Below are 15,981 nucleotides of genomic sequence, written 5' to 3' on the forward strand. Positions count from 1 at the left end.
AGGAGCGCAGCGCAGCGGAGCCCCGCAGTCGCGAATGAAGGATGGCTCTGATGGTGCGGTTCCTGGTCAAGCGGCTGCTCTCCGCCGTGCTCACCCTGTTCGCGGTGAGCGTGTTCAGCTTCCTGATGTTCTTCGCCCTGCCCCGGGACCCGGTCACCGGCATGTGCCCGAAGAACTGCAACCCGGAGCGACTGGAGCGGGTCCGGCAGGAACTGGGCCTGCGCGACCCGCTGATCACCCAGTACGCGGGCTACATGAAGGGCATCGTCACCGGTCGGGACCTGGGCAGCGCCCAGGGCGGCCGGTGCGACGCCCCCTGCCTGGGCTGGTCGTACGTCACGAACGAGGCGGTCAGCGACACCATCGCCCGGGTGCTGCCGGTGACGCTGAGCATCGTGATCCCGGCGGCGATCCTCTGGCTGCTGCTCGGTGTCGGCCTCGGCATGGTCTCGGCGCTGCGCCGGGGCACCTGGCTGGACCGGCTGGCCATCGGCTTCTCGCTGACCGGCGCGTCGTTGCAGCTCTACTTCGTCGGCGCGGTGCTGCTGCTGGTCTTCGTCTACAACCTGCGGCTGCTGCCGGTGCCGAGCTACACGTCGCTGTTCGACAACCCGGTGAAGTGGGCCAGCGGGCTCGTGCTCGCCTGGGTCGCGCTGGCCTTCCTCTACTCCGCCATCTACGCCCGGCTGTCCCGGGCGCAGATGCTGGAGACGCTGTCCGAGGACTTCGTCCGCACCGCGCGGGCCAAGGGCCTGACCAAACCCAAGGTGTACGGGCGGCACGCGCTGCGCGCGGCGATCACCCCGGTGGTGACCATCGCGGGGCTGGACGTCGGCGGGGCGCTGGGCGGCACCGTCATCACCGAGACCACGTTCGGCATCCAGGGGCTGGGGCGTACCGCGGTGGACGCGGTCCGCGCCGGTGACCTGCCCACCATCATGGCCACCGTGCTCATCGCCGCGGTCTTCGTGGTGCTGGCCAACGTCCTGGTGGACCTGCTCTACGCCGCGATCGACCCCCGGGTGCGGCTGCGCTGACCCGCCGCCGGGTCGGCTTCCCCGAACGGCGACGGAATCTATCGAGAACCGTTACACAATCCGAAGGTTTTCTTCTTTACGATCCTCGGGACGTCGGCGCTCACGCCCGGCGGCACCGGGTGGAGGAGGTAGGAGATGAGACCACGCGCAGCAGCCGCCGCAGGCGGCGCCATCGCACTGGTCGTGACGTTGGGGGCTTGCTCGGAGAACACGGGCGAGGGCACCACGGTCGACACCAACCGGCAGCAGACCGGCGTCATCGCCACCGACCCGAAGGACTCGCGGGGCCCGGCGGCCGAAGTGGCCGGGGCGCAGAAGGGCGGCACCTTCACCATCATCCGGGAGACCCCGATCTCCCACCTGGACCCGCAGCGGACGTACTCGTTCGCGGGCCTGATGGCCAACCCGCTCTTCGCCCGCTACCTGACCACCTGGAAGGACGACGGCAAGGGCGGCCTGGTCCTGGTCGGCGACCTGGCCGAGACCCCGGGCACCAACGTCAACTCCGACTGCAAGGTCTGGGAGTTCAAGATCAAGGACGGGGTGAAGTTCGAGGACGGCAGCCCGATCACCTCCAAGGAGATCGCGTACGGCATCGCCCGGTCCTTCGACCCGGACCTCGCCGGCGGCCCGACCTACCTCCAGGAGTGGCTGGCCGACACCCCGCAGTTCGACACCAAGTGGGACTTCAAGAAGAACAAGACCTCGCTGCCGCCGGGGCTGACCACGCCGGACGAGAAGACCCTGCGCTTCGAGTTCGCCAAGCCCCGCTGCGACCTGCCGTTCGCGGTGTCGCTGCCGACCAGCGCGCCGCTGAGGGCCGACAAGGACACCGGCGTCAACCTGGACCAGCGGCCGTTCTCCTCCGGCCCGTACAAGGTCGCCAAGAACCAGGCCGGCGTGCAGCTCACCCTGGACCGCAACCCGAACTGGGACGCCAACACCGACCCGGTGCGTCACCAGTACCCGGACCAGTTCGTGTGGAGCTTCGGCCCGACCGCCGACGCCGCGAACAACCGGGTGATCGCCGACAACGGCGCCGACCAGAGCGCGATCGCCTTCAACTACGTGCCGTCCTCGCTGGTCGCCAGGGTGGCCCAGGACCAGGCGCTGAAGTCGCGGACCCTCCTCTCCCCGACGCCGAGCGCCAACCAGCTCGTGATCAACAACCAGCGGGTCAAGGACCTGAAGATCCGCCAGGCGCTGAACTACGCCATCGACCGGGAGGGCCTGATCAAGGCGGTCGGCGGGCAGACCGTGGCCCAGCCGATGACCACGCTGATGCCGTCGTCCACCATCGGCTTCAAGGCGTTCGACGCATACCCGGCGGGGGCGAACGGCGACGTCGACAAGGCCAAGGAGCTGCTCGGCGGCCAGACCCCGGAGCTGGTCCTCGGGGTGGCCGACAACACGAGCGAGCAGGCGATGGCGATCCAGCTCAAGAGCAACCTGGAGCGGGCCGGCTTCAAGATCACTGTCCGGAACATCCCGGACGACGCGAAGCTCGACGAGGTCAAGAAGAAGGACAACCCCTGGGACCTGTACATCGGTAACTGGGCGGCGGACTGGCCCAGCGGGGCGTCCATCCTGCCGGTGCTCTACGACGGCCGGACCATCAAGGCCGAGGGCAACAGCAACCAGTCGTACCTGAACGACCCGGCGATCAACGCCGAGTTCGACCGGATCCTCACCCTGGAGCCGGCGAAGCAGGGGCCGGAGTGGGCCAAGCTCGACGAGCGGATCATGAAGGAGCAGGCCCCGGTGGTGCCGCTCTACGTCGACGTGGCCTACGCCGTGCACGGCTCGAAGGCCGGCGGGGTCTTCATCTCCAGCGTCTTCGGCTACCCGTCCTTCGTGAACGCGCACGTCAAGCAGTGACGCCTCCGCGGGCCCCAGCCCGCGGGTAGGAAGGGGCCCCTCTCCACAACGGCGTGGAGAGGGGCCCCTTCTGGTCGCGCGCCCCCTGTCTGTCAGGACCCCGCCGCCCGGCCGGGGGGTGATGACGTGTGCGGCTCAGCTCCGTATGTGCCGTTCCACGGCATCGAGCCGGCTGCGGACCCCGGCCCGGAGAACCGGAACTGGCAGGTGCCATCGGTGAGCGCGCGGGCCTCGGTCAGCCTCCCACCAGCGAACGAGTCGCCGGTCGTGATGATCACCGGTGCGCCGTCCTTCATGCCAGGTGGGTACGGAGGAAGTCGAGCTCCAGGCGGAGCAGGCGCTCCGACAGGCCGCCCGCCGCCATGTGTGTGGCCCCGGTCAGCGGCAGCACCGAGTGCGGCCGGCCCGCGCCGAGCAGCGCCGCCGACAGCCGCAGCGTGTGCGCGGCCACCACGTTGTCGTCGACCAGGCCGTGCACCAGCAGCAGCGGCCGGGCCGGCTCACCGGACACCGGCCGCTCGGCGGCCAGCTCCAGCAGCGAGTGGTGCGCGTAGACGTCCACCCCGTCCTCCGGCAGGCCGAGGTAGCGCTCGGTGTACGCGGTGTCGTACAGGGCCCAGTCGGTGACCGGGGCGCCGACGATCCCACACCGGAACAGCTCCGGGTGGCGCAGCACCGCCAGCCCGGCCAGCCAGCCGCCGAACGACCAGCCCCGGACGCCGACCCGACCCAGGTCCAGGTCGGGGTGCTTGCCGGCGAGCGCGGTCAGCGCGTCGATCTGGTCAGCCAGCACCACGTCGGCCACCCGCCGGTGCACCGCCTTCTCGAACGACGGGGCGACCCCGGGGGTGCCCCGGTTGTCGACCGTCACCACCGCGAAGCCGGAGTCGGCCCACCACTGCCGTTCCAGCCAGGCCGACCGGGCCGCCACCACCTCCTGGTGCCCCGGGCCGCCGTAGACGTCCAGCAGCACCGGCAGCCGGGTGCCCTTGACGTGTTCGGTCGGGTAGAGCACCGCGCTCGGCAGCCGCCGGTCGGTCACCCGCACCATCGTCGGCCGCGGCGCGTACGGCGGGGTGGCGGCCAGCGAGCGGAGCTGGGCCACCTCCCGGTCGCCGCGCCACACCGACCAGGTGGTCCCCGGCTGGTCCAGCGAGGCGGTGCCGACCACCAGCGTGTCCCCGCCCACCGCGGCGGTGTGCCAGCCGGGGGTGCCGCTCATCCGGCGGGCGTCCACCCCGCCGCCGATCAGCGTCCGGACCCGGTACAGGTGTTGCTGGCTCGGCTCGCCCTCGCTCGCCTCGACCAGCAGGTCGGCCGGGCCGTTGCCGGCGGGTAGCCGGCCCACCACCCGGCGCACGTACAGCGAGGGCGGGGTGAGCAGGGTGCCGTCGGCGAAGAGGCAGCGGGCGTCGTACCCGTCGTGGGCCAGCTCGCCGCCGACCAGCACCCGGCCGTCCGGCAGGTGCGCCGGGGTGCCGGGGATCGGCTCCACCCAGCGCGGGTCGGCCAGCTCCGCGTGCACCTGGGTCTCCCCGGTGCGCGGGTCCACCGCGAGCACCAGGCCGTGCTGCTGGGAGCGGCGCAGCACGGTGATCAGCGGGTTGCCGTCGGCCCAGTCGACCGACGTCAGGTACGGGTAGGTCTCCCGGTCCCAGTGCACGTCGACCCAGCCGCCGTCGAGGTCGAGCAGGTGCAGGCTGACCTCGGCGTTCGGCCCGCCGGCCTGCGGGTACGCGACGCTGGTCGGCGGGCTCGCCGGCTCCGCCGGGTCGTGCAGGTACCAGCGGGGCAGCCGGGACTCGTCGACCCGGGCGGCCAGCACGCCGCGCCCGTCCGGCGCCCACCAGTAGCCCCGGAACCGGCCGAACTCCTCGGCCGCCACGTGCTCGGCCAGCCCCCAGGTCACCCCGGCGTCCTCGCCGGCCAGCAGGGTGTCGGTGCCGTCGGCCGCCACCACCCGCAGCTCGCCCCGGCGCACCCCGTCGGCGGCGTCGGTGACGTACGCCAGCCGCTCGCCGGTCGGGTCCGGTCGCGGGTCGAGGACCGGGCCGGCGGCGCTCACCTCGACCACGTCCCCGTGCACCAGGTCGGCCCGGAACAGCCGGCCGGCCAGCGCGAAGACCGCCACCCGGCCGGCGGCGTCCAGGGCGTACGAGCCGATGCCGGCGGCGCTGAGCCGCCGCCGCTCGCGCAGCGCCCGCTCCCCCGGGGAGAGGGCCGCCGGGTCGGCGTCGGCGCCGAGCAGGGCCGCCGGGTCGGCGACCAGCCGCTCCTCGCCGCTGGTCGGGTCGAGCAGCCAGAGCGCGTCGGCGGGATCCTCCGGACCGGCCGAGCGCAGGAAGATCACCCGGGTCCCGTCGTCGGCCACGGTGACGGCGCGCGGCGCCCCGTGACAGAACCGGCGGGTACGGGCGGCCAGCTCGGGAAAGTCCACACGTCGGATCGTAGAGCGGGGCCGGGGGAGATGTGGCCGACCTGCGTGGACGCGTCGTAACGGCGGGGATTCCACCGCCGGTTAGAGTGACGGTCGTGACGACGCTGCCCGACCGCCGGCTCCTGCTGGTCCACGCGCACCCCGACGACGAGTCCATCGGCACCGGCTCGACGATGGCCCACTACGCCGCCGCCGGCGCGCACGTCACGCTGGTGACCTGCACACTCGGCGAGGAGGGTGAGATCCACGTGCCGGAGCTGGCCCAGCTCGCCGCCGCCGAGGCCGACCAGCTCGGCGGGGTCCGGATCGGCGAGCTGGCCGCCGCCTGCGCCGCGCTCGGCGTCACCGACCACCGCTTCCTCGGCGGCGCGGGCCGCTACCGCGACTCCGGGATGATGGGCCTGGCCACCAACGAGCACCCCCGGGCGTTCTGGCGGGCCGACCTCGACGAGGCCGCCGGGCACCTGCTGGAGATCATTCGGGAGGTACGCCCGCAGGTGCTGATCACGTACGACCCGAACGGCTTCTACGGCCACCCCGACCACATCCAGGCGCACCGGGTGGCGATGCGGGCGCACGAGCTGGCCGCCGCCGAGGGGATCGCCCCGGCCAAGGTCTACTGGACGGCCATGCCGCGCGGCGTGCTGGAGGCCGGACTGAGCCACTTCACCGAGTCGTCGGACAACCCCTTCGGCGGCATCGAGAGCGTCGACGAGCTGCCCTTCGGCACCCCCGACCCGGAGATCGCCGCCCGGATCGACGCCACCGAGCAGCACGCCGCCAAGGAGGCGGCGATGCGGGCGCACGCGACCCAGATCCCGGCCACCTCCTGGCTCTACTCGATCGCCGGCAACTTCGGCGCCGAGTTCATGGGGGTGGAGTACTTCACCCTGGCGGTGGGTGAGAAGGGGCCGGGCAGCGGCCCGTACGGCTGGGAGGACGACCTCTTCGCCGGGCTCGGCCTCGACGACGACGGGTCCGGCCGGGCCCCGGTCACGGCGGCCGGCGTCCGGTGACCCTGCCCGCCGCGCCGATGTCGGTCGTCCCGCCCCAGCCCCCCGCCCCGACCCCGCCGGGCCGGTGGCGGCGGCTGCTCGACGTCGCCCTGCGGGTCGTCGGCGGCGTGCTGGCCGTGCTCGGCGCGGTGGTGACCGGGCTGCTGGAGCTGATCATGTCGACCGTCCGGGTCGGCGGGCAGCTCATCGGGGTGTCCGTGCTGGTGGCCGTCGCCGCCAACATCGCCCTGAGCTGGTTCGCGTACGCGGTGGTCGGCCGCCGGTGGGCGGTGGTCCTGCCGGCGACGCCGTGGTTCGTGCTGATGGGCGCGGCGGCCGTCCGGACCAGCGAGGGGGACCTGCTGCTCGCCGGGGACAACTGGGTCGGGCTCGCGATGATCGTCGTGGGCGCGATGACCTTCGCGGTGATGGGCTTCCGACAGGTCCTGGCCCTGCCGCCGGCCCGCCGGAACGGGTGATGACGGCGCTCAGCCTCCAGTGGTAGATATTCCTGCCAGGAGGCTCGCCGTCGGGGCGGCCGGTGCGGCGGGAGACGTGCGATGAAGGATCGTTGGCGGGCGTTCGGGGTGCTCGCGGCGGCGCTGTTCGCGGTCAACGTGGTCGCCCGGGTGGTCATCAGGCTCGGTTTCGACGGCGCCGACACGGCCGCCGACCGGGTCTCGCTGGCGATGTTCCTGGTGATCGGGGCGATCCTCGCGGTGCTGGCGTTCCGCTGGGGGCAGGACCGTCCGGTGGCCCACTGGGCCGGCGACGTGGCCGCCGCCGTGGGGACCGCGCTGCTGCTGACCGTCCTGGTCGGGCCGCTGCTGGTCGGGCAGAACCCGGTCGCCGGCGGCGCGGACACCCTGTTGGCCCAGGCCGGGCTCTACCTGTTGGCGACCACCGCCGGCGTGCTCGTCGGCTACCTGACCCTCACCGCGCTGGGCCGCGACCACCGCTCCCGGATGCTGAAGCGGTACGCCGAGACCAAGGCGGCGAAGCCGCACCGCCCCGTCCGCCGCTGACCACCTCGCCCGCCCCGGCCGGCCCGGTCAGGGGGCGACGCGGGTGAGGTACGTGTGGTGGGTGGTGAAGCCCAGGGCGTGGTAGAGGGTCACCGCGGGGCCGTTGCGCTGCTCCACCTGGAGGAAGGCGTGGGTGGCGCCGAGCGCCGCGCCCCAGTCGGCCAGGGCCCGGATCACGCGGGTGGCCAGTCCCTGCCGGCGGGCCCGCGGCAGCACCTCGACCAGGGCCAGGCCGAGCCAGCGGCCCTCGCCGGTGACCGTGCCACGGCCGATGGCGAGCAGCTCGCCGTCGGCGTACACCTGGGCGAAGCGGACCCGGTCCACGGCGGTGAGCACGTGCCGGGCGGAGTCCGGGAGGCCACCCTTGCGCCCCGCGGCGATCGCGAGCCAGTCGTCCGACGGCGCGGCGGTCAGCTCGACCGGCGGCAGGTCGGTGCGGTCCGGGCGCAGCGCGGCCAGCGGCACGGTCTGTACCAGCGTCACCGGCCGCGCGCCCCAGCCCCGCGCGTCCAGCTCGGCGCCGACCGGCACGGCGAGCGGCAACGGCGTGTTGACCATGGCAGGTTGTCCGAGGTCGGCGTACCAGCGCTCGACGGCGTCCAGCGCGGCCGGCAGCGGCCGGTCCGGGTCGCCGACCGGCAGCGCCGAGTTCGCCCGGCCGGTCCAGCCCCCGGCACTGCGCAGCAGCCAGTCGCCGAGCCGGCCCCGGGTCGGCGCCGGCCACGCCTCGTCGGCCGCCAGCTCCAGCGCCACGACCGCGGCGGCCGTCGGCCGGCGGGCCGCCGGCACCCGCTTGGCCCGGTGCACCTCGTCCACCGGGACCTGGAGCTGACCCTGCGCGGTGGCCAGGGTGAGATGGGTCTCGGTCAACTCGACCAGCTCCCCGAGGGCGTCCGAGAAGAGCGGCCGGCCTTCGCGAATCCCCACAATCCGGCGTACCACGATCCGGTGTCCCACATCCTGCTGTCGGAGCACGATCGACCCCCTCCCCGGCGAGATACTAGGCTCTAACCGTCGCGGGTGATCGCGGCGTGTCTTGCGGAGGAGAAGACCGGTGACCTACATCATCGCCGAGCCCTGCGTGGATGTGCTCGACAAGGCATGCATCGAGGAATGCCCGGTCGACTGCATCTACGAGGGGAACCGGATGCTCTACATCCACCCCGACGAATGCGTCGACTGCGGTGCCTGTGAGCCGGTCTGCCCGGTCGAGGCGATCTTCTACGAGGACGACGTCCCGGAGCAGTGGAAGGACTACACCGGGGCGAACTACGAGTTCTTCGAGGACCTGGGCTCGCCCGGCGGCGCCTCGAAGATCGGCAAGGTGGAGAAGGACGCGACGTTCGTCGCGGGCCAGCCGCCGCGCGGAGAAGGCCACTGAACCGGTCCGCACCGGTCTCGTCGCGGCTGCCCGACTTCACCTGGGACGCCCTGGACGCCGCGGCCACAGTGGCCGCGGCGCACCCGGGCGGCCTGATCAACCTCTCGATGGGCACGCCGGTCGACCCGGTGCCGCCGGTGATCCGGCAGGCCCTGGCCGACGCGTCCGACGCCCCCGGCTACCCGCTGACCGCCGGAACGCCCGCCCTGCGGGCCGCCATCGCGGCGTGGGTGGCCCGGGCCTGCGGTGCGGCCGTCGACGGCCTCGGCGTGCTGCCCACCGTCGGCTCCAAGGAGCTGGTGGCGTGGCTGCCCACCCTGCTCGGCCTCGGCCCCGGTGACGTCGTCGTGGTGCCGTCGGTCTGCTACCCGACCTACGAGGACGGGGCCCGGCTCGCCGGCGCCACCACCGTGCGCACCGACGCGCTGACCGCGGTCGGCCCCGACCCCCGGGTCCGGCTGGTCTGGGTGAACTCGCCGGGCAACCCGACCGGCCGGGTGCTGCCCGCCAACCACCTGCGCAAGGTGGTCGACTGGGCCCGCGAGCGGGGGGCCGTGGTGGCCAGCGACGAGTGCTACCTGCCGTTGGGCTGGTCTGCCGCCGCCGAGCCGGTCTCGGTGCTCGCGCCCGAGGTCTGCGGCGGGTCGTACGACGGGGTGCTGGCGGTGCACTCGCTGTCCAAGCGCTCCAACCTGGCCGGTTACCGGGCGGGCCTCGTCGCCGGCGACCCCGCCCTGGTCGCCGAGTTGCTCAAGGTGCGCAAGCACGCCGGCATGATCGTGCCCGCCCCGGTGCAGGCGGCGATGATCGCGGCGCTCGGCGACCAGGAGCACGCCGACGCCCAGCGGGAGCGCTACCGGGCCCGGCGGGAGCGGCTGCTGGCCGCGTTCACCGGGGCCGGGTTCACGGTCGAGCACTCCGAGGCCGGGCTCTACCTGTGGATGACCCGGGGCGAGGACTGCTGGGCGACGGTGGACTGGCTGGCCCGCCGGGGCATCCTGGTCGCGGCCGGCGTCTTCTACGGCCCGGGCGGCGCGCGGCACGTCCGGGCGGCGCTGACCGAGTCCGACGAGCACGTCGCGGCGGTCGCCGGGCGGCTCGCCCAGCCCTGACCGGGGCGGGTCGGCGCTCGGCTCTTTGAAGATCGTCTGTCGTTCCGCGCGGCGTCACCCGGCGTGTCGTCTCGCTGAACGACAGACGATCAAGAGACCGGGCGCGCGCTGGGCGGCCCCGGGTGGGGCGTTATCCTCGGTGCCGGACCGAGTCGGGGCGACCTCGACGTGTACCGACCGAAACGCCGAGGTGCGTGATGGTGGACAGCCCCGGTGGTAACCCACGGGCCGCAGTGGTGGGCACCGGGCTCATCGGCGGCTCGGTCCTGCTCCGACTGCGGGAGCGCGGGATCGATGTCACCGGCTGGGACCCGGACGCCGCCACCCGGGCGCAGGGGCGTGCCCGGGGCGTCCCCTTTCCGGACGAGCTGGCCGACGCCGTCCGAGACCGGGACGTGGTGTTCCTCTGCGGGCCGCTGTCCAGCCTGCCGGAGACCCTGCGCGTCGTCGGCAGGCACGCCGGGGCCGACTGCGTGCTCACCGACGTCGGCAGCACCAAGGGCGGGGTCGCCGCGTTCGCGGCGGCGCAGGGCTTGACCGGCCGGTTCGTACCGGGGCACCCGATGGCCGGGGCCGAGCGGGCCGGGCTGACCGCCGCCGTCCCCGAGCTGTTCGACGGCGCGGCCTGGGTGCTCTGCCCGGCGGCGGAGGGCATCGAACGGTTCCGTACGCTCGCCGCCCTGATCATCGACGTCTTCGACGCGCGGATCGTCCCGCTGGCACCGGACGTGCACGACTCGGCGGCGGCGCTCGCCTCGCACATCCCGCACCTGCTGGCCGGCAGCCTGGCCGGCGCGGTGGCCGCCGCCGACCTGCGGGACGCCGTGCTGGGCCTGGCGGCCGGCAGCTTCCGGGACGGCACCCGGGTCGCCGGGACGCCGGCCATCCGGACGGCGGACATGCTGCTGAACAACCGCGACCAGGTCCTCGCCCAGCTCGGCCGGGTCACCGCGATCCTCGACCAGCTCGCCGCCGCGCTGCGCGCCGACGACGCGGCAGCCCTGGTGGGGCAGTACCAGCGGGCGCGTGGACTGCGGCTGGCCCTGCTCGACCGGGAGCTGCGCGCCGCCCCGCGCGACTTCCCGCTCGACGGCGACGTGGGCGACGAGCTGGCGTACCTGCTGTCGCTCGGGTCGGCCGGCGGGTACCTGACCCGGTGCGTGGTGGCGGACGGGCGGGTCACCTACGCCGGTCACCTGCCGGCCACCACGGGCTGACCGGGTCCGCCCCGGCCAGGCCGCCCGCCGCCCTCGGCCGAGGAGTGTCGGGCAGCGGGCCTGCTCCACCAGACAGGCCGGCAGGGGGGCACTTCCTCTAGGGTGAGGGCATGGTGGACGGACCGGTCGTGGCGGTACGCGGCGAGGCGTACCGGGAAGTCGCTCCCGAACTGGCCCGGTTCTCGGTGACCGCGACGGCCCGGGACCGGGACCGGGAGGCCGTCCTGGCCCGGCTCGCCGAGCGGGCCGCCGCCGTGCGGGTGCTGCTCGACGCCGCCGAACCGGCCGTCAGCCGCCGGGAGACCGGTGACCTGCGGGTCTGGCCGGAGACGCGGCGCTCCGGCGAGCGGGTGGTGGCCTGGCACGGCAGCGTGGCCACCAGCGTCACCGTCACCGACTTCACCGCGTTGGGCGAGCTGATGCTCCGCCTGGCCGACCAGGACCAGGTCGAGGTCGCCGGCCCCGCCTGGTCGCTGCGCCCGGACAGCCCGGCGTACCGAGAGGCGCGGCACGCCGCGATCGCCGACGCGCTGGCCCGCGCCCGGGAGTACGCCGAGGCGCTGGGCGCCCGGGTGACCGCGCTGCTGGAGCTGGCCGACACCGGGCTGGCCCCGCAGCCGATGATGGCCCGCGCCGCGTTCAAGTCCGGCGGGCCGTCGGCCGCCCCGCCGGAGCTGGAGCTGGACCCGCAGCCGCAGGCCGTGCACGCGGCCGTCGAGGCCCGGTTCACGATCTCCGAGCCGGTCCTCGGCTGATGCCCGACGCCCGGGCCCTCCCCCTCGACGAGCTGGTGGCCCGCGCCCGGGCCCTGGCGGAGGCCGGCCCCCGTCAGCTCCTCGGCATCGCCGGAGCGCCGGGGGCGGGCAAGTCCACGCTGGCCGAGCGGATCGTCGCCGAGGTGGGTGCGACCGCCCGACTGGTGCCGATGGACGGGTTCCACCTGGCCCAGGCGGAGCTGCGCCGGCTCGGCCGGGACGCGCGCAAGGGCGCGGTGGACACCTTCGACGTCGTCGGGTACGTCGCGTTGCTGCGCCGGTTGCGCCGGCTGGAGCCGACCTCGGTGTGGGCCCCGGTGTTCCGCCGGGACCTGGAGGAGCCGGTCGCCGGGGCGATCGAGGTGCCGCCCGAGGTGCGGCTGGTGGTGACCGAGGGGAACTACCTGCTGCTGCCCACGGACCCGTGGGACGAGGTGCGGTCGCTGCTGCACGAGGCGTGGTTCCTCGATCTGGCCGCCGAGCTGCGGCACCGCCGGCTGACCGCCCGGCACGAGGCGTACGGGCGGTCGCCGGAACAGGCGCGGGCCTGGGCGCTGGGCAGCGACGAGACCAACGCGGCCCTGGTGGCCGGCACGGCCGGCCACGCCGACCTGGTGGTCCGGCTGACCGACCCGCCGCCCGGCTGACGGAACCGGCCGGCCCGCCCGCCTGGCGGCTCCCACGGCCGCGGCCCGCCCCCGGCCCGGCGGGCGGGTGCGACCGGCGGCCCGCCCCGGCCGGGCGGTTCCGGCGAGCCGGTCGGTCAGCCGGGCCCACGCCGGGGCGCCGGCACCGGCCGCCGGAGCAGCCAGGTCACCCGGGCCCGTTCGCGGCGGAACTCGGCGGCGTCCGGGTAGCCGCTGTGGCTGCGGATCGGCGGGTCGGTGACCTCCCCGCCGGTGGGGTGCAGCGCGTCCGGGTCGCGGACCGGCAGGTCCCGTTCCCCGGCCGCTACCTGCCAGCCGAGGGGGTCGGTGTCGCGCCAGAAGTTGGTCCAGCCGGGCCACCCGGCCGGCCCCCGCAACGCGCCGGTCAGCGTCGGTAGCCGGTCCGGCCCGAAGTACGCCGGGAAGATCCGCCCGTACAGCCGGGTGAGCTGGCAGCCGTAGGAGAAGAACCAGATCCGCCGCCGCCACCGGGCCGGGAGCTGGAGGATCACCGCCGCGCAGATCACCGTGCCCTGGCTGTGCCCGGACAGGATGATCCCGTCCATCCGGCGTGGGTCGTGCTCGCCCAGCGCCAGCAGGCCGGCGGTGCGGGTCTGCAACTCCGGCACCGCCCGCTCGGCGTAGCTGGGCGGGGCGAGCGGGTGCGCGGCGCGGGGCCAGAAGGTGCCGATGTCCCAGAGCACCCCCACCGACCGGCGCACCGTGTCGTTGCGGTAGACCAGCAACCCCACGGCGGCGATCGCCGCCGGCAACCAGCCGAGCAGGGCGTCGCCGATGTCGGCCACCGTCTCCACCACCATCGGCCACCCGGGCACCGTCGCCGCGTCCGGCGGGACGTGGGACAGGGCTGCGGCGGAGCCGAGGGTGCCGAGCAGCGCGCCGACCGTCGCGTACCAGCCGATCAGCCGGATGGCGTGTTCGCCGACCAGCCGGTGCAGCGCCCGGAAGGCGCTCACGTCGCGGCAGCGTCGCCGGTCGTGGGCGGAGCGGGTGTCGTCGGCCGGCACCAGCCCGGCGTACTCCTGGCGGCGGAGCCGGCGGAAGAGCAGGCCGGCGCGCAGGGCGACGCCGGCCAGCGCCAGCACCGCGACGGCGAAGGCGAGCCCGGCCCACATCACCGGCAACGGCGGGACCACACCGGTGCGCCGGCCCGTGGGGTCGCCGACGGTGAGCCGGTCGGTGACCCAGTAGAGCGCCCCGGCGCAGTACGCGATGCCGAGCAGCCAGCCGAAGCCGGCGATGACCGCCGGCCCCCGGCCGCCCCAACCGAGGTCGGCGTGCGGCTCCCGGGGCGCGGACGGCGCGGCGGGGCCGGTGCGGGGCAGCAGCAGCCCGACACCGGCCAGCGCGATCGCGGGCACGGTGAGCATCCAGTCGTCCAGCCACCGTGGGGCCGGTGGCGTCCCGGCCAGCCAGCCGGCGATCCAGGCGACGCCGAGCGGGAGGAGCACGGCGGCGGCCACGGGGGCGGCCAGCGCGCGCCGGCCGGAGCGGGACACCGCGCCGATGGCAGCGAGCAGGAGCACCTGGCCGGCGCCGTACCAGGCGATCACCCAGTCGTAACCGGGCAGCGAGTGGTCGACGAGGCAGCCGGCGGCGGCCGGGTCGCGGATGCACCCGGCCGGCGGGCGCAGCTCGGCCAGCGGGGTGCCGGCGGGGCCGTCCGGCAGCAGCAGGAGCAGCACGGTGCCGGTGACCCCGGCGCAGGTCAGCACGATGACCGTGACGCTCCACCTGCCCAGCGGCGTGTCCCCGGCGCGCCGGCTCAGCCAGGGCCGGCCCAGCGCCACCACCGCGATCGCCACGACGGCGACGAGCAGCGCCACGCTCGGCCAGGCGACGGCGGCCCGTACGCCCAGGGGCGGGTCCATCGCGAGCACCGCGCCGAGCGGGACGGCCACCGCGACCACCGACCCGACGCAGAGGTGCAGCACGGCGGCCCGGCGGAGCTGCCCCTCGCCGCACCAGAAGGTGTGGTCCTGCAACGGGTTGGCGGCCACCGCGTCCTCCTCCGCCGCGTCCCGAGCCGCCGCACCCTCCTCCGCCGCGTGCCGAGCCGCCGCGTCCTCCTCCGCCGCCGCGTCCCGCTTCGGCGCGGTGCCTCCGGCCGGCGCGCGGGCGGCTGGGGCGGCGGGCATTTCGGCCTCGTACTGGTAGGTGCGCCAGGCCAGCAGGCCGAGCAGCGCCAGCAGGCCCAGCGGGACCGCCAGGCCGACGGCCAGCGCGTGGCTGCCCTCCCGCCACCAGCCGTGCGCGAGGAACTCCCACGGCCCGGGGACGCGGCTCAGGCAGTCGTCGCCGACGCACTGCCAGGCGATCAGGTCCACGCCGATACCGGTGGCGGCGAGGACCAGCGTCCCGGTGAGGCTGAGGCAGAACAGCCGGATCAGCCAGGCGGTGAGCCCGGAGCGGCTGGCCCAGCGTTCCTGGTCCGGGTCGGGCGGTATCCCGGGCCGGGCGTGCAGCGCCACGTTCGCCAGGGTGAACGGCAGCAGCAGCGTCCAGAGGGCCCGCTCCACGTCCCGCGCGGTCCGCGCGCCGGAGGTCAACTGCCCCCAGCTGTACGCCTCCACGGTGACCGTGTCGTCCGGCCGGGCCGCGGTCGAGCGGTAGAAGCCGGTCACCTCGTCGCCGGCGACCAGCCAGGGCCGGGGGGCGTCGTCGCCCGGCCCGGGGGCCAGGCCGAGCACCTGGTCCGGGGGAGTGTTGGACACCCCGTGTACGCGCAGTTCGAGCACCCGACCGGCCATCGGTGCCTCCTAGTGATGGCTCCACTACCCAGAGTGCACCCTTTGGGTTTGCGTCGGCCACCCCTGGAGCGAGGTGTTTTCGCAGGTCGGCTCCCTGGTGGCCGGCTGGCGGCGGGTCAGGCGATCTCGCGTACGACCCGGGCGGGGTTGCCCACCGCGACGACGTTCGCCGGCAGGTCGCGGGTCACCACGGCGCCCGCGCCGACCACCGTGTTGTCGCCGATGCTCACCCCGGCCAGCACGATCACCCCACCGCCGAGCCAGACGTTGTCCCCGATCGTGATCGGCTGCGCCGCCTCCCACTTCTCCCGCCGGGGCTCCGGGTCGACCGGGTGGGTGGCCGTCAGCAGTTGCACGTTCGGTCCCAGTTGGACGTCCGCGCCGATGGTGATCCGGGCCACGTCGAGGAAGACGGCGTTGAAGTTGATGAATCCGCGTGGCCCGAGGTGGATGTTCCAGCCGTAGTCGCAGTGGAACGGCGGGCGGACCCAGGCGTCCTCGCCGACCGAGCCGAGCAGCGCGCGCAGCGCGGCCAGCCGGCCCTCTGGATCGGCCGTCGAGCTGCGGTTGAACGCCTCGTTGAGGCGGGCGGCCCGGTCCAGGTCGGACAGGATCTCCGGGTCTTCGGCGCGGTAGAGCTCGCCGGCGAGCATGCGGTCCTTCATGGAGGTCATCCGCCGATCATTCCAAAGGTGCGGCCTCCACTTTGTGCGAAGTTCGTCGTTT

General features: G+C 74.6%; 14 protein-coding genes. 10 read left to right on the forward strand and 4 right to left on the reverse strand.

Going from position 1 to position 15,981, the window contains the following annotated elements:
* Nucleotides 1-50 precede the first annotated feature (50 nt).
* A complete protein-coding gene (locus OOK41_RS07345; protein WP_266263493.1) occupies nt 51-1,037 on the forward strand; it encodes an ABC transporter permease in 987 nt (328 codons plus the stop codon).
* 135 nt (nt 1,038-1,172) lie between these two features.
* Entirely contained in the window at nt 1,173-2,915 is a 1,743-nt protein-coding gene (locus OOK41_RS07350; protein ID WP_266263495.1) for an ABC transporter substrate-binding protein, read from the forward strand.
* A 292-nt stretch (nt 2,916-3,207) separates the two neighbouring features.
* On the opposite strand, the gene OOK41_RS07355 is transcribed toward OOK41_RS07350, so the two are convergent.
* The gene (locus OOK41_RS07355; protein WP_266263497.1) at nt 3,208-5,352 is read right to left on the reverse strand and encodes a prolyl oligopeptidase family serine peptidase; all 2,145 of its coding nucleotides are present in this window, start codon (nt 5,350-5,352) and stop codon (nt 3,208-3,210) included.
* Between the two features lie 86 nt (nt 5,353-5,438).
* Between OOK41_RS07355 and mshB the strand changes: the two genes are divergently transcribed.
* From mshB to OOK41_RS07370, 3 genes are all read left to right on the forward strand, one after another.
* On the forward strand, nt 5,439-6,368 hold the full coding sequence (gene mshB / locus OOK41_RS07360) for an N-acetyl-1-D-myo-inositol-2-amino-2-deoxy-alpha-D-glucopyranoside deacetylase (RefSeq protein WP_117665259.1): 930 nt from the start codon (nt 5,439-5,441) through the stop codon (nt 6,366-6,368).
* Nucleotides 6,369-6,385: 17 nt separating this feature from the next.
* On the forward strand, nt 6,386-6,826 hold the full coding sequence (locus OOK41_RS07365; RefSeq protein ID WP_266267744.1) for a hypothetical protein: 441 nt from the start codon (nt 6,386-6,388) through the stop codon (nt 6,824-6,826).
* 81 nt (nt 6,827-6,907) lie between these two features.
* Entirely contained in the window at nt 6,908-7,372 is a 465-nt protein-coding gene (locus tag OOK41_RS07370) for a hypothetical protein (protein ID WP_266263499.1), read from the forward strand.
* Between the two features lie 27 nt (nt 7,373-7,399).
* On the opposite strand, the gene OOK41_RS07375 is transcribed toward OOK41_RS07370, so the two are convergent.
* Nucleotides 7,400-8,347: a GNAT family N-acetyltransferase gene (locus OOK41_RS07375; RefSeq protein WP_266263500.1), complete on the reverse strand. Its 948-nt coding sequence runs from the start codon at nt 8,345-8,347 to the stop codon at nt 7,400-7,402.
* 79 nt (nt 8,348-8,426) lie between these two features.
* Between OOK41_RS07375 and fdxA the strand changes: the two genes are divergently transcribed.
* From fdxA to OOK41_RS07400, 5 genes are all read left to right on the forward strand, one after another.
* Entirely contained in the window at nt 8,427-8,753 is a 327-nt protein-coding gene (fdxA, locus tag OOK41_RS07380) for a ferredoxin (protein WP_007072862.1), read from the forward strand.
* The gene (gene dapC, locus OOK41_RS07385) at nt 8,750-9,865 is read left to right on the forward strand and encodes a succinyldiaminopimelate transaminase (RefSeq protein ID WP_323136256.1); all 1,116 of its coding nucleotides are present in this window, start codon (nt 8,750-8,752) and stop codon (nt 9,863-9,865) included. The genes fdxA and dapC overlap by 4 nt, the downstream gene beginning before the upstream one ends.
* 197 nt (nt 9,866-10,062) lie before the next feature.
* Nucleotides 10,063-11,082 carry a prephenate dehydrogenase/arogenate dehydrogenase family protein gene (locus OOK41_RS07390; protein WP_266263504.1) on the forward strand — a complete coding sequence of 340 codons (1,020 nt, stop codon included), beginning with the start codon at nt 10,063-10,065 and terminating at the stop codon, nt 11,080-11,082.
* A 110-nt stretch (nt 11,083-11,192) separates the two neighbouring features.
* On the forward strand, nt 11,193-11,837 hold the full coding sequence (locus OOK41_RS07395) for an SIMPL domain-containing protein (RefSeq protein WP_266263506.1): 645 nt from the start codon (nt 11,193-11,195) through the stop codon (nt 11,835-11,837).
* Complete coding sequence (locus OOK41_RS07400) at nt 11,837-12,484, forward strand: nucleoside/nucleotide kinase family protein (RefSeq protein ID WP_266263508.1); 648 nt, start codon at nt 11,837-11,839, stop codon at nt 12,482-12,484. The genes OOK41_RS07395 and OOK41_RS07400 overlap by 1 nt, the downstream gene beginning before the upstream one ends.
* Before the next feature lie 116 nt (nt 12,485-12,600).
* Here OOK41_RS07400 and OOK41_RS07405 read toward each other — a convergent pair whose 3' ends face one another.
* Nucleotides 12,601-15,255, reverse strand: a complete 2,655-nt coding sequence (locus OOK41_RS07405; protein WP_266263510.1) for a hypothetical protein — start codon at nt 15,253-15,255, stop codon at nt 12,601-12,603.
* A 116-nt stretch (nt 15,256-15,371) separates the two neighbouring features.
* Nucleotides 15,372-15,929, reverse strand: coding sequence for a sugar O-acetyltransferase (locus tag OOK41_RS07410; RefSeq protein ID WP_266263512.1), 558 nt, complete (start codon nt 15,927-15,929; stop codon nt 15,372-15,374).
* Nucleotides 15,930-15,981: the final 52 nt, after the last annotated feature.

It is taken from the genome of Micromonospora sp. NBC_01655, assembly GCF_026339755.1.
Classification (GTDB): Bacteria; Actinomycetota; Actinomycetes; order Mycobacteriales; family Micromonosporaceae; genus Micromonospora.

Coding starts and splice junctions, on each gene's coding strand:
- OOK41_RS07345 (WP_266263493.1), top strand. CDS start 51: ATGGTGCGGTTCCTGGTCAAGCGGCTGCTCTCCGCCGTGCTCACCCTG.
- OOK41_RS07350 (WP_266263495.1), top strand. CDS start 1,173: ATGAGACCACGCGCAGCAGCCGCCGCAGGCGGCGCCATCGCACTGGTC.
- OOK41_RS07365 (WP_266267744.1), top strand. CDS start 6,386: ATGTCGGTCGTCCCGCCCCAGCCCCCCGCCCCGACCCCGCCGGGCCGG.
- OOK41_RS07370 (WP_266263499.1), top strand. CDS start 6,908: ATGAAGGATCGTTGGCGGGCGTTCGGGGTGCTCGCGGCGGCGCTGTTC.
- OOK41_RS07390 (WP_266263504.1), top strand. CDS start 10,063: ATGGTGGACAGCCCCGGTGGTAACCCACGGGCCGCAGTGGTGGGCACC.
- OOK41_RS07395 (WP_266263506.1), top strand. CDS start 11,193: ATGGTGGACGGACCGGTCGTGGCGGTACGCGGCGAGGCGTACCGGGAA.
- OOK41_RS07400 (WP_266263508.1), top strand. CDS start 11,837: ATGCCCGACGCCCGGGCCCTCCCCCTCGACGAGCTGGTGGCCCGCGCC.
- OOK41_RS07405 (WP_266263510.1), bottom strand. CDS start 15,255: ATGGCCGGTCGGGTGCTCGAACTGCGCGTACACGGGGTGTCCAACACT.
- OOK41_RS07410 (WP_266263512.1), bottom strand. CDS start 15,929: ATGACCTCCATGAAGGACCGCATGCTCGCCGGCGAGCTCTACCGCGCC.